The organism is Thermotoga sp. Mc24, from assembly GCF_000784835.1.
Taxonomy (GTDB): domain Bacteria; phylum Thermotogota; class Thermotogae; order Thermotogales; family Thermotogaceae; genus Thermotoga.
This window is the reverse complement of record NZ_JSFH01000009.1, coordinates 341,471-355,121: the sequence shown is the minus strand read 5'-3', so window position 1 is coordinate 355,121 and position 13,651 is coordinate 341,471. Positions and strand designations below refer to the sequence as shown.

14 protein-coding genes are annotated in these 13,651 nt (G+C 44.4%); 7 read left to right on the top strand and 7 right to left on the bottom strand.

From position 1 onward, the window contains the following. Positions 1-36: 36 nt before the first annotated feature. Complete coding sequence (locus MC24_RS05950) at positions 37-306, bottom strand: cupin domain-containing protein (protein WP_008195658.1); 270 nt, start codon at positions 304-306, stop codon at positions 37-39. Positions 307-435: 129 nt separating this feature from the next. Between MC24_RS05950 and MC24_RS05945 the strand changes: the two genes are divergently transcribed. From MC24_RS05945 to MC24_RS05920, 6 genes are read left to right on the top strand one after another with little or no spacing between them, the layout of a single operon-like run. Continuing rightward, the gene (locus MC24_RS05945; RefSeq protein WP_038053456.1) at positions 436-1,371 is read left to right on the top strand and encodes a hypothetical protein; all 936 of its coding nucleotides are present in this window, start codon (positions 436-438) and stop codon (positions 1,369-1,371) included. 23 nt (positions 1,372-1,394) lie between these two features. Further along, a complete protein-coding gene (locus MC24_RS05940) occupies positions 1,395-2,072 on the top strand; it encodes a hypothetical protein (protein ID WP_038053453.1) in 678 nt (225 codons plus the stop codon). Between the two features lie 44 nt (positions 2,073-2,116). Beyond that, positions 2,117-2,767 (top strand): hypothetical protein, encoded by a 651-nt coding sequence (locus tag MC24_RS05935; protein ID WP_038053451.1) that lies wholly within the window; start codon positions 2,117-2,119, stop codon positions 2,765-2,767. Between the two features lie 59 nt (positions 2,768-2,826). Further along, positions 2,827-4,458: a hypothetical protein gene (locus MC24_RS05930; RefSeq protein ID WP_038053448.1), complete on the top strand. Its 1,632-nt coding sequence runs from the start codon at positions 2,827-2,829 to the stop codon at positions 4,456-4,458. Further along, positions 4,455-5,618, top strand: a complete 1,164-nt coding sequence (locus tag MC24_RS05925) for a type II secretion system protein GspD (protein ID WP_038053444.1) — start codon at positions 4,455-4,457, stop codon at positions 5,616-5,618. Before MC24_RS05930 ends, MC24_RS05925 begins: the two co-directional genes overlap by 4 nt. A gap of 2 nt (positions 5,619-5,620) precedes the next feature. After that, positions 5,621-6,724: a hypothetical protein gene (locus tag MC24_RS05920; protein WP_038053441.1), complete on the top strand. Its 1,104-nt coding sequence runs from the start codon at positions 5,621-5,623 to the stop codon at positions 6,722-6,724. Between the two features lie 103 nt (positions 6,725-6,827). Here the strand turns inward: MC24_RS05920 and MC24_RS05915 are convergent, their stop codons facing one another. From MC24_RS05915 to MC24_RS05890, 6 genes are all read right to left on the bottom strand, one after another. Then, positions 6,828-7,877: an AfsR/SARP family transcriptional regulator gene (locus MC24_RS05915; protein ID WP_038053438.1), complete on the bottom strand. Its 1,050-nt coding sequence runs from the start codon at positions 7,875-7,877 to the stop codon at positions 6,828-6,830. A gap of 189 nt (positions 7,878-8,066) precedes the next feature. Then, the gene (gene fliD, locus MC24_RS05910) at positions 8,067-9,890 is read right to left on the bottom strand and encodes a flagellar filament capping protein FliD (RefSeq protein WP_038053437.1); all 1,824 of its coding nucleotides are present in this window, start codon (positions 9,888-9,890) and stop codon (positions 8,067-8,069) included. 4 nt (positions 9,891-9,894) lie between these two features. Further along, on the bottom strand, positions 9,895-10,248 hold the full coding sequence (locus MC24_RS05905; protein ID WP_012311276.1) for a flagellar protein FlaG: 354 nt from the start codon (positions 10,246-10,248) through the stop codon (positions 9,895-9,897). 59 nt (positions 10,249-10,307) lie between these two features. Next, the gene (locus MC24_RS05900) at positions 10,308-10,712 is read right to left on the bottom strand and encodes a hypothetical protein (protein WP_012896578.1); all 405 of its coding nucleotides are present in this window, start codon (positions 10,710-10,712) and stop codon (positions 10,308-10,310) included. 1 nt (position 10,713) lies between these two features. Further along, complete coding sequence (locus MC24_RS05895; protein ID WP_038053436.1) at positions 10,714-12,558, bottom strand: hypothetical protein; 1,845 nt, start codon at positions 12,556-12,558, stop codon at positions 10,714-10,716. 13 nt (positions 12,559-12,571) lie between these two features. Continuing rightward, complete coding sequence (locus MC24_RS05890; protein WP_012896576.1) at positions 12,572-13,072, bottom strand: prepilin-type N-terminal cleavage/methylation domain-containing protein; 501 nt, start codon at positions 13,070-13,072, stop codon at positions 12,572-12,574. An 84-nt stretch (positions 13,073-13,156) separates the two neighbouring features. On the opposite strand from MC24_RS05890, the gene MC24_RS05885 reads away from it, so the two are divergent. After that, positions 13,157-13,648: a ferritin gene (locus tag MC24_RS05885; protein ID WP_012311268.1), complete on the top strand. Its 492-nt coding sequence runs from the start codon at positions 13,157-13,159 to the stop codon at positions 13,646-13,648. The last annotated feature ends 3 nt before the right edge of the window (positions 13,649-13,651 follow it).

The window sequence follows — 13,651 nt, the reverse complement described above, 5'->3', positions numbered from 1 at the left end:
TCAGTATTCTACAACACTTTCCGGAAGGTTTCAAGTTCAGAAGAGGTTGTAGTGCTTTCTGACTGGCTCTATAACCTTCCACCTGCACCTCAAACCTTTCGGGAAGGTGACAAGGTCACCCTTCTCTATGACGTACTTTTTTCCATCTTCTGTTATGACTTCCACCTTGCCTTCCAGTATGTAGCAGGTCTCGTTTGTGTCGTAGTACCAGTTGAACTCACTGACCTCTTTTTCCCAGATGGGCCATCTCTCCACACCGAGTTCCTTGAGTTTTTCAGGGGTGGGCTTTTCTATCTTCACTTCCACGCCTCTCACCTCCCGTTAAAAGTCTACCAGTTTTTATTGTTTTTTCATTAAACACTCATTGAAAATTTCTTCCAATTTCAACCCTGTTTCATTCTTTTGAATAGAGTTTGAAACGTAGGAGGCGGTACCGTGAGAAGGTGGGGATTGGGAGTTTTCATTGTTTTTCTTTTCGCTCTTTCTTTTTCTACAACGATGTACAAGTATAACAAAGAACTCGGAAGATGGGAAAAAGAGATCAAGGAAGACGTGTTCGTTCTCCCATCTGCTCAGAGACAAACCACAGGGAGTGTTGTTGAAATGAACTCTTATCGTGGAAAAGGTCAGTGGTATTACTACATGGAATACGAACTGGGAGATGGGGAGAAACTTTTCAGCTTCTGGGCAGGTCAGGACACGGTGGTGGGAACCGTCACCGTCTGGAACGATTCAGAATATCTCTACGTCAGAGTGGATATCGACGATGAGTGGAATCTGGAAGAAACACACCTCAACGTTCTCTCCGAAGAGCCCGATGGGAATCAAGCGCCGGGTCAGTTTCCGTTTAAGGAAGAGTTTGACCCACCCGTGAGCATCTACATCTTCAAAGTTCCTCTCTCTTTTCTCTTCCAGAACAGTTTCACCAGGTTGAACAGGCTGAACAACAAATACTACATTCTCCTTCATGGAGTTGTGAGTAGCAGCAGTGGGAGAGAAGAAACCGCATGGGGAGGAAGGCTCTCGCAGTGCCTAGAGATCCATCTGAGCGGTACAAAGGTCACTTGGTTTGTGAAGAAACCCGGCGTGTACGTCGCGAAAGTGCTGGAAGTTGAAGCAAACACATACCTTTCAATCTACGTGAATTTTCCCGATCCTTCGAACGAAAAAGATAGTGTGGATCTGAAAGTGGCCTATGGTGACGAGATTCCTACAGAGTGGTTTGATGACCTCAGTTTTCTGGAAGACAGATTTTCTCTGTGGCAAAAAATCAACGTTCCAAAGACTCTGTCAACGAACATCTACACCAGCGCAGGCGTTATAACCTTCACCATCAACAACTCTAAACTGTACGTCGATACCTCACCATAAGGTGAGTAGAAGGAGGGGTTTGTATGAGAAAGTTACTTTGGTTAGTTCTTATGGGAGCACTGTTTTCTTTTGTACTGGCACAGACACCACTCGAAGTTTGGAAGTACGAGGATGGCCAGTATATCAATCTGCCAGCAACAAACGATCTGGCAAGAGCTTTTAGTGCGTTCCCTAAGGATGGATCTTGTAACAAACCTGAGTGGCAGATTGAATTCACAACAGAGGTTCAGGTTGCTCAATGGCTCGAGTGGAGTCTGAACGCAACGAAATGGACCTGGTTTGTGAGAAAACCTGGAGACTACTACGCAAACGCTATCGTGGGGACCGTTGCCAGCAATGGAGATGTTTTGGTGACTTTCAGCGGCTTTGATGACCCAACCTACACAGGAACAAGCAGTGTCAACCCGGAGATTGAAGCGTACTACACCGTTATGACCGATGAAGGAATACCAAATCCTGAAAGCTGGGTAAGAGCACCTGAGGTGAACAATCTTTCCTACACGCTGACAGACAGCCAGGAACTCCACAATGGTATGACCTTCTATCTGTGGAACAGGATCAAGGTAGTTGAATGTAACAGCGCATCTACCTACAGAGACACCGGGTATATCTATCTCACACTTCAGAATCAGAAACCATGGATCGACGAAGAAGGAAACTACGTAGAAAATCTGGAAAATTACGTGACCAACGAAAGGTAAGTTGGTAAAGTGTTACATCGCGAACAATTGAGGAGGGGATTGATATGAGAAGACTTCTGTTGATAACGATGGTTTTGATAGTGGGTTCTTTGTTTTTTGCCCAGCAAGAAGTACCGGTTTACGCATACGAGGGTAATACTGACAACGCAAGAGCGTTTATCAGTGAAGGAATGAGCGGAAGTTGTAACAGGCATGTATGGGAAATTCCCATGACTTTGGAAGTTCAGGTTGCCCAATGGGTGAAATGGAGCCTCACAGGAACGAAGTGGACCTGGTTTGTGAGAAAACCTGGAATCTACGTTGCCAACTGTATAACAGCAACTCTTCAGAGCAACAGCGATCTTGAGATCAGATTCAGTGGATTTGATCACTTGAAATACGCAACGGGTACAAGTGTTGACGACACGATCGAAGTGGACTACGCGTTCGGACCACAGCTTCCCATACCAGAAGATATATGGACACCCGCTCCAAATCTCAACGACGTGACCCTACTGGTACCTGACAGCCAAATTCTCCATAACGGTGCGACCTACAAACTCTGGAATAGAATTCATGTTGAAAGGTGCAACAGTGCATCCACTTACAGAGATAGCGGCACAATTATACTCACGCTTAAAAACCAGAAACCTTGGATCGACGAGGAAGGAAACTACGTGGAAGATCTTGAAGAATACGTGAACAGCCAGAGATAAATCTTTCAAAAAAGGAAGGCGAGGGGCTTCCCTCGCCTTTTATTTTTTATGGGAGAGTGATGGGGATGAGAAGGATAAGTTTAATTGTTCTGATTCTGATGAGTAGTGTTTTTCTCGCGCAGGGTATCTCCGTTCGAATGGATCCCATTGTGGTGAGTAAAACCGTGAACCCGGGAACGAGTTTCAGCTACGAAATTTTCCTGGAGAACGACAGCGAATTCGAATCCATCACACTGAAAGCGATGGTGATGGACATAACAGAAACTGAGGATGGAGCGTACGACCTGAAACAGCCGGGAAGCACAAAATATTCGATCGCAAGATGGGTGAAGGTGGAACCCGACACGATCACCGTTCCTCCCCAAGAAACCAAAACGATCATCGTCACGGTGAACGTTCCAAGGGGTGCTTCTGGAGGACTCTACGGTGCCGTTACCTTTGAAATCCAAACACCTCAATCGCGGGAGACACAACGACCCCCTGAAGAGGGAGCATATGGTGAGATCGAATTCAAATACAGGATGGCGAGTTTTTTAGAAGTTGTTGTCTCCGGAACAAGTCAGAGGGTGGAAGCATTTCCCGCTTACTTCAAAGTGGAAAGATCAGATGACATTCCTTCAATAAGGATGCAGATTGGAAACGGTGCCCTTGTCTTCACGCTCGGTGTTTTGAACAAGAGCAACGTTCACATCGTCGCGAAAGGCACACTCACGATAAAGACAAAAGAAGGTCGAACAATAGCGAAGATGCCGCTTGGTGGGGGAAGAGGTATTGTTCTCCCCGACAGCACGGTTAATATGAGAACGATCACAAGAAGATTCTTTCCTCCCGGAGAATACGTCGCAAGAGCCGTTGTCGATTACGGTGGAAGAAGACCGATCGTGGTAGAGACCACCTTCACAGTAACTTCAGAAAAAGTGGAAACCGAAGAAGAGAAGAAGGAAGCAAATCCTGTGATGATCACAGTAGATCCAGCAGACATCGAAATCAAAGCTGTTCCAGGATCTTACCGATCATCGATAGTGAAAGTATCGAATCTGGGAGAAGAAACCCTTCAGGTGGAAGGAAAGATCTTGCCTCTGGTTTACGACCTCTACGGAGAGATCCTTCCGGAAGAAGAAAGGGGTACTCCTCCTAACTGGATCAACCTCACTCCATCTTCTTTCAGCTTGAGACCTGGACAGTCCAGGAACGTACGTGTCGCCGTGAGAATTCCAAAAGATTTCACGGGAGGTTACTACGCGGATGTGGTCTTCAAAACAGAAGGCGATTTACAGACGGAAGTGGGGGCAAATCTTCTTGTGTTCGCTGGAAGAGACGAAGATATAACTAAAGAAGCAAGCGCCGATCTGGTTTACACCGTGAAGGAAGATGGTATTTACGCGGACATCGTCTTTGAGAACACGGGGAACTATCATCTTCTGCCAAAGATCACTTTCGGTTTGAACAGGATCACGTCTCAGCAGGTGACGAACGAAGGTCTCATAATACCGGAGAAAATGGAAAGTCTCATTCAGGAAGAGATCTCGTCAACGAATCCTGTGCTTCCAGGAACGAAGAGGATCTTCAGCATCTTCATACCAGTCGTGTTGGAAGAGGGACAGTACGAACTGCTCGCGAGGTGCGACTACGGTAGGGCACCGATCGTTTTGAGAAAGTCTTTCCGGATGGAAGGGAGGAATGGGGAATGAGAAAACTCGGTTTCGTTTTATTCGTGTTGATAACAGCGGTGATGACGGCACAGGAGGAACCCCTGGTGAGCAACATATTCCAGGACACCTACATTCTGGATGCTCTCGCTGATATATCCGCGCAGACAGGAATTCCAATCATAGCGGACACGACTGTGACTGGTTTCATCACTATGGAGCTAAACGAAGTACCCCTGGAACAGGCACTGAAGATGATCCTCATGCCTGGAGGATACGTTTTCAAGAAGATGGACGGCTTTTATTTTGTGGGATCACCGGACCCGGCGAATCCTGCATTCAGATACCTTGCAGTTACAAAGACCTACAAGCTGAAATACATAACCACAGCCGACGTCCAGGAACTTCTACCAGTAGTTTACAGGAGTTACGTCAAATTCAACGAGAAGAACAACATGGTAACCATCACAGCACCTGAAGAGATCACGCAGGAGTTCGAGGAAGATCTCAAGAAGATAGACATCCCGATACCACAGGTGAAAATCAGCGTGATCGTCACAGAAGTTTCCAAAGATTACTCGAACGAGCTGGGATTGAACAGTTTAGATTACTCCTTCGGTTCTGATCAGGAATTCAACGAGAACTGGGCGGCTACTCTCGGTCTGGTAACAGGACTCATCAATATTCAGACGGATGTCTTTGGTCAGATCCTAGCGAAGCTGAAACTTCTCGAAGAGAATCAGAAAGCAAAGATCACAGCAGACCCCTGGATCATCGTGAAGAGTGGAGAAAAAGCTTCTCTCTTCTTGGGAGAAAGACAGGTGGTTCTCCTTGAGGCTGAGGGAGCGGTGAGCAGGATCGAGTCCATAGACGTTGGAGTGAGTATCGACATTCAACCACGTGTGATGGACAAAGAAGAACTCGAGCTTACACTCTCGCCAAAGGTCAGTCACTTTGCAGGAGAAAAACTCGGAGCATTCGTTGTAAAACAGAACGAACTCTCTACAACACTTTTCCTGAAAAATGGTCAGACCGTTGTGATTTCCGGCGCCACCATCGAAGACAGCGCCCAGACCAGTTCCGGTGTACCCATACTGAACAAGATTCCACTCATAAGATACTTCTTCGGTGGTACGACGAAAAAGGATTCCCAGAAAGAACTTTACATATTCATCAAGGCGGAAATCCAGGGAAGTGAGTGATCATGAAATGGTCGCTGATGATCTTTCTGATTCTCACTGTTGCAACGGTGTTTTCGGAGCCCATGATCATGTATCATTTTGTAATGGCAGAAGTGAAAGAGAGTACCGGAACTAGAGTCTCTCTGGAGGAGCTCTATCTCAGTACCGATGAGTCCAACGAGGGTTCAATACACTACTCGAGTGATACAGTAGAATTGAAGTTTTTTCCACTTTCCATAAAAGTGAAATTCCCCATGATACGCGATTCTTATAGAATTCTTTCAAAACCCTGGATCCTGACTGTTCTCGGGAAATCGGCCGTTGTGCGTATAGGAAGGGAGGAGATTCTTACAGTAACACAGGGAATGACAACGGTGCAGGAAATGTACCTTTCGATAACACCACAACAGTTGGATAAACAAAGTGTTCTATCTGATATCGAAATGAAACTGGACGGCGCATATCTTCGAACAAAGATCTGGATCTCTCAAGAGGATTTTCAACCGATTGCTTATTCCAAATTCAAAACGGATGAGAAAGAACACAGAATGATCGTTTTCTGCAGGGCTCTCGTTGTAGAAAAACCGCCTGAAGAAAAAGTTTTCGTCGCGGGGGATATTTCTGGGCTTGAGAAGTTCATGGGTAAAGAAGAAGAAAAATCTGAAGAGAGTTTCATACTGATTTCCTCTTATCCAGAAGCCAGAATAAGTCTCTGGTTGAACAAAAGCATCCATTTTTCTGCTTCTTTTCCCGATGGACTTCTTGTAGAAACGAAACTGTTTGGAGAAGAATTGAAACTCGGGGTTATCTACTGGCGGTTCAAATACTTGGGAGCTGGATTTTCAGATCGTACCAGTGTGGGAAATCTTTCACTCTCAGCTGGTGTGTACACACTCTTCGATCTCACAAAATTCTCTGGAATACTTTGGTGGGGTAGGGGGGATCTGAAACTCAACAGATTTTCTGTGAGCCTTTCTTTCAGAAGTTACTGGACACTCGAGGAAACACCATGGGAGGTGTTTCTAAGTGCAGGATATTACCCCAGTAAGAGTATAACTGTTCTTTTGGGAGTATCATATGACTTTACAAACTACAAAATTTTCGTTGGGGTGAGGTACTCATTTTGATCCTTCTCTATCCCCATTTCTCCCAATACATTCATTAAGTACATTTCTTTGAGCGTCGCTGCTTCAAATGCGAGGTAGCGGCGCTATTTTTTGATCTGTGTTTTCAGGAAATTTCGTACTGGTTTTTATTCACTCCAATTTTCTCGAGTGCATTTACCACACGTTTTTCTATTGTTGGACGACGTTGTTCAGGACAGTGGAAAAGAATTCGGATAGTTTCGTCTGAGAAGGTCATCACGTCCCCCTTTCGAAGCTGAGATGCTAATCTTTGGGAGACATCTTCAGTGCTGATACTCTTATCTGTCAGTTTCACCTCGACGATGACAAAAGATTTTTCTCTCCTTCGACTCTCCAGAAAGAGGAATCTTTCAAAGAGCTTTTCATCAACCACCACTGCTTTGTTACCGTTCAGCATGAATTCTGAGTCTCTTTTGGAGAGAAAATCTTCGAATTTCAATCGAGGCTTGATCCCTATCTCCGTAAGATGACTTGAGAGTTTGTCGTATACACGTTTCGCCCTCGTGATATCACCCTTTTTCAAAAGAACTTCAATGGCTCTGTAGTACATATCCTCATCGTAAGGCTCTCTCTGAAAATAAGCGTTTACCATCTCAAGAGCAGCGTCGTAATCTTTTCTCGACAAGTACAATTCGAAGAGTTCTTTCAGAACATCCGAGTACCACGATTCGTAGATTTCTCTGATTTCCTGAACCCATTCTGCGAAAATGTCTTCGATTAAAAATGGCCCAGTGTAAATCTCGAACATCCTCTTAAGGAGCTTTTCACGTTCAGCATCTGACGTAGTTTTCATCAGTTTTCTGTGACACTCTTCGAAAATATCTGCGTCTATGGTGATTTCATCTCCCGGGAAGAAACAGCAGAGATCTCTCTTCACAAAGAGCTGTTCGCTTGTTATTCCGGTGGTTTTTCTTATGATATGGAGCGTGGTGTTCAGGTTGGATTTCGCGAATGCATCATCCATGTCTTCCCAAAAGAGGTTGTAGATCTCTTCAACGGACACTTCTTCGTTCCTCCTGAAAATGAGATACCTGAACAGGGCAAACGCCTTTTGCGATGGCCAGTCTCTTGCATTCACGATATCATTGTCCTTGATAACTTTTGTCCCGCCAAAGGTTTTCACAAAAATGCTCATAATCCCCCCTCCCATCTATTTAAAATAATTTGAAATTTTTTAGAGTTATTTTACTATCATTATATCATAGATGCCTCTATTGTACCAGTCAAATAATCAAAGTAACTAGAAAACAAAAAGAGCAACCTTCAAGAGGTTGCTCTTCGTTTAAAAAGATCGATTTTTAAATCGAAAGTCATACAAAAAAAATCACTTATTATTACTTTGCAACGCCTGAGAGATCCAGCTTCCCTGGGACTGAAGCTGAGAGATCACTTCCTCCATGGCCGAAAACTTCCTCCAGAGTTCCTGTTCTCTCTTGGAGAGCCTTTCGATCCAGCTCGCTATCTGTGTGGCGAGGAATCTCTGTTCTCTTTCTATTCGACCGCTTATTCCCGCGACCTGATCGATCCTGCCGTTGAATTTCACCAGTTCCCATAGATAATCGTCGAGCTGTGTGGCAAAACCGTTCTCCCCACCGAAGAATTCCCACACCTTGTCTGGATCCTCTTCCACTATCTGCCTCAGTTTCTCCTCATCCACTTCGAGATGACCCTTCATCATGTTCTCGTATCCGGTTCCTATGTCTCCTGTGCTGATCCCAAGTTCCCAGAGGTAGTTTATGTCTCCTTCAACTTTATACGTGATGAATCCTCTGAGACGGGAGAAGATCTCTTCTAACAGATCGTCTCCTTTCAGAACCCCTTTCATCTTCTCTTCTTCTGTCATCTCTTCTTCGGATTTATCGGTTATCGGCTCTTCTGTGAGCTTTTCGTTCAGATAATCCATCGTTTCGTTCCATTTATCCACGAATTCTTTTATCTTTTCAACTATCGTATCCGTATCGACTCTCACGTCAACGGTGATCGTCTCGGATGTCATTCCAGAGATGTGGAAAGTGACACCGTTGTACTCCACGTCATTCGTGTCTGAATACACATCCGCCCAGTTCGTGCCGTCCATACTGATCTGAAGATGAGCCTTCTGACCCACGTAGAGACTGTGATTTTCTATTCCAAGAAGCGAGAACAAACCCGTCCCGTATGTGTCTTCCAGGGTGATGGCCTCGGGACCAGAGGTCTTTGAAATGATCACAACTCTGTTCGCATGGTAATCATAACTGGCGGTAACCCCGGCTTCGCTGTCGTTTATCTTCTCTATAAGAGAAGACAACGTGTCGTTCTGATCCACATCTATCTCCACACCGTTTATCTTCACCTTTCCACTTATTATGGTCTTTGAAGTGTACGTGGCAATCTGCTGGAGAGTTTTCGCTGTGGAAAGCCCGCTCACAGAGGCAGTACTGGTGAGAGAATAATTCCCACCGCTGTAATTCAGGCTGGCTTCATCCAGGTGAAACACCTTCGTGAAGTTTCCCGTGATATCAACGAGCGAGAAATTCTTATCGGAAGTGATGCTGAGCTTTCCGGTGTTAATATCGTAGCTGACGCTTCCAGTTATTCCAGCAGATGAAAGAGCGCTGATCAACTTGTTGACAATATCGTCTATGGTATCTGTGGAGAGAACCTGGACTTCCACGTAGTTTCCCGTTTCGTTGTTGTACAGTCTTACAGTTCCTTCCTGAGGTGTGTACATGTAATCGAGTTCCCCAAACGTCTTCGTTGAATCGGGAGGTGGAACAACTTCACTCGCTCCAGCCAACGTGGTGTAAGTTGCGGTCTGAACGATCTTTACATGGTACACACCCGTGACGGCTACAGAGGAAGCTTCAGCCGAAAGAATAGAACTGGAAGAAACGGCTGTTTTCTGGACAACGGTACTCTTGAGTTTGAAACCGTAGACCAGATCTCTGAACTCTCTGAGTTTGGTCTTCACTTCTGTGTAGGCTTCTTGCATGAGCTCGTACTTTTCGTACTTTTCTGTGAGATTTTGAAGCGGCTGGCTTTCTGCTTCGAGAATAGCGTTTATGATGGACTGGGTGTCGAGTCCGCTGACAGCTCCCCCCACCTGGAAACCACCCAGCTGTGAGTAATATCTCATATTTATGGTGCTCGCTATTTTACTCAGGTCCATGCGATCACACCCTTTCGTCTACGAGAATCCCAAGCAGTTCGTTTATACTCTTTGCGATTTTCACCATCACCTCAGGAGGAATCTGCCTTATGATCTCCCCAGTTTCGGTGTCTTTTATCTTCACGATCACCATGTTCAATTCGCCGTCGTACCTGAATTCGGCTTCTCCTCTGAAGATCTTTCTCAGTTTTTCCAGCTTCTTCGAGAATTCTTCTATAGCTCTCTGAACGTCCTCTTCCTGCTGTTTTTTCATCTCAGCGACGGGTGTTGATCCGTTCTCTTTCACATGTAGTTCCCTTCTTGTTATTTCTCTATGAAGCACCTCGTTTCCTTTCCCATCCGTGGGATCGATCCTCATCGTGGATCCCTCCACATCCAATTTTCCATTTATATATATCGGTCAGTTGGCAGGAAAATTTAATCCCCTATTATAACAATTCTCTCTATTGAAGCTCCTTCGTTGATTTTTATCTTCAACGTGATTTTTTTGTATTTCACATCACTGCTGCTGGGCAAAACAACATCCTCAACGGTTGAACCCGAAGAATCAATATGAGGAAAAGGAGGATTTTGATCGTTCCATTTGTCTTTCCAGAATTCTCTGTTTATCTCTTCGTACACACCTTGTTCTATCAAATGTCCAACCCCGTACTTGGAAAGAAAATCGTACGCAAAGTTGGTAAAAAGAAAGGTTTCAATGGATTTTTCGGTGAGTGTCACATTTTTTGCCACTCCCACAATGATCGTTGTGAATATAACGACGGTGAGAAGAATGAGAAACAGACTTATCAAAGTTTCAACTATAAGACTCCCATTTCTCATGTCAATACACCTCTCTCACATTGAGTATGTTCGATTCCTTCGGCACAGTGGGGGTACCAAACACAGAAAACCCCTTGAGGATTCTCCAGTCGTAGATGTAGTTTTTACGGTAACCTGTTAAAACAACGGGTTTTCTATCCTTCGACCACCACGCCGAAGTGAAAGTTCCAACGGCTCCTCTCACGTATTGCGCAAGAGAACCAAAAATGGTGAGCTCGCCAACAGGATCTCCCCTATCGTAATCTTTCACATAAAAGCTTCCGGTGAAAGCGTATATACTGGCGAAAATCTTCATGTTGGGCTTTTTGTCGGTGATCACCACATTCTTGTACGCCACAAGATTGAGGAAATCGTCTGATTCGTGATTCTTCAAAAGTTCTGAGTAGTCTTCTTCGATGTTTCCGTTCTTATCGAGTTTTCTGATCAAAACCTGTGCAACTTTTTGATCGGAGTTTCCTTTTATTCCTTCCTTATCGGCAATTTCTTCCAGAATTTCTCTGTAATCGTTGTAGATGATGTGGTCTTCTATGTAGATGTTGTTCGCAACGATGGTGTACCTTCCATCGACGAACATGGGTTTTATGTTTTCTTGGTTTTCTTGACTGCTTGCATTTCTTAGATAAACATCACTGTCTGTTTTGATAACACCGTTGAAGTAGATATCGTACTCGTTTCTGTCGAGATCAAGAAGTCGTCTTGCTTCCTCCCCCTGGAGAACAAGATGGTACTGATCGCTGTTCGGTTTGGGTTTGATGTGGAAAAGATTAACTTCTCTACCTTCGCTTTCTTGAATGAAATACCAATCCTTTCGATTGTTGCTTAAGTATTCTCTGTAAATTTCTTTGTATTTTACTTTTATTAGATAGTCATTTCCACTGTTTCCCCTCGGTGCATTGAATTCGATTATATAGACCGGCTCCAGCTGTTTCTTGTAGTATCTCCATTGATATTCTCCCCACCAGTACCAACCTTCTTTTTCTTCAACGATCATAGCTGACGGAAGCTCGATCCCCACTGGTTCACTCGAAAGAACAACTTCAGACGCTGGCTTCGCTATCCTTTCGATTTCTCTCGCGTAATAGTCTTTTATCTTTTCTATGTTGTATTTCTGTATGTCTTCGTCAGTCAGATACTTCGGAGGCGGATTTTCGTACCTTGGGCCTTCTCCTGCTTCCAAATCGATATCGATATCCTTGAACTCCACGCTTCCCTTGAAAAGAGGCTTTCCTTCCACGTGTATCACATCGTTGGATCTGAAAGGCCCATCGATAATATCTTGGGTGATGAAGTATATCTTATCTCCATCCGGTCTTGTTTCTTTTTCTGTGAAATACGCGTACTTGTTCAGAAAGTCTGAAGAAAGAACAGCGTATTTGTAAACCACAGCCTTTCCGACTTGTGCTCTTACAACAAGCAGAGCAAAGAACGGGTTGTTCTCGAACGGAATGGCTACTGCTTCAAAGTTAGAAAATCCCAATTTTGATGCTTCAGTAGAGAAATCGATGTCTGAAGAAAGATTGTAGTATTTTTCTGTGTCCAGCAATGAGAAAACATTCTCCCAGGCATCTCCATCTGACTGAAGCAGAACTCTCTTTCTGAAATCATCAAACCATGTCACACTTCCAGTGGACCAGTTGATTTCCATTCCTGAAAAACCGAAGTGCTTTTTTAGACAGGCAACACCGAGACTCAGGATATTTGAAGCTCTGTAAGTAGCCTCCAGTCTCTGAGCGGTCAATCCCACATTTTCACGATATTGATTGAACGCGAAGAACACAGAGATTCCCAGAACGGAAACGATGACCAGAATTATCACAGTGGTCACAAGAATGGAACCATTCCTCATAAAGATCACCCCTTCACTTCAGATTGGGAAGGGCTACGCTCATGAAATAGGTTCTTTCGATGTTGTGTTTTTCTTTTCCTATAACAAAGGAGACAGTACCGGCACCCGCCAAAAATGTGCAGGTTGAAACATCCGTTACGAGTATCCTCGTATCTGTGCTGTTCGAATCTTCCTGGAAGATGTACAATTTGATGTCCGGTTTTTCAAATGTGATAGTGTATGTGTAGTTCCTGGAATAGTACTTTTCTCCACCGAAAGGAACATTCACAAGGAAAGAAATTTTTTCAGGATTCTCCGGATCAAAATAAATCTGATCCGCTCTAGGTCCAGCTTTCAGGATTTCCTTTCTTATTTCCATCGCTGCCTTCAAAAGATCGTCCGCTAACTCGATCGTGGTAAACGACTGAACAGTGGCAACAATTGTTCTCGTTGTGAATCCCAGAACCAAGAGTATTCCGATGAGAAGAACAGCTATAGTTATCAAAAGCTCCACGATCGTGAAACCATTCCTCATAATTTCACCTCCATTTCGATTATTAACAGAAAAATGTGGCAAAAGTGTGGCAAGTGGTAGAATTGTACAGTAGGAGGTGAGATGATGGTTATCTCAGAAAAAGTGAGAAAAGCGCTCAACGATCAGTTGAACAGGGAGATCTACTCTTCCTATCTCTATCTTTCGATGGCAACTTACTTCGATGCTGAAGGATTCAAGGGTTTTGCCCACTGGATGAAAAAGCAAGCGCAGGAAGAACTAACTCACGCGATGAAGTTCTACGAATACATCTACGAAAGAGGAGGAAGGGTCGAACTCGAAGCCATAGAGAAGCCACCTTCGAATTGGAACGGAATAAAAGACGCCTTTGAAGCGGCTCTGAAACACGAAGAATTCGTCACCCAGTCGATTTACAACATCCTGGAACTCGCTTTGGAAGAGAAAGATCACGCCACCGTGAGTTTCCTCAAATGGTTCGTTGACGAGCAGGTGGAAGAAGAAGACCAGGTGAGAGAAATCCTCGATCTTTTAGAAAAGGCAAATGGTCAGATGTCTGTGATCTTCCAGCTCGACAGGTATCTTGGACAGAGAGAGTGAAGG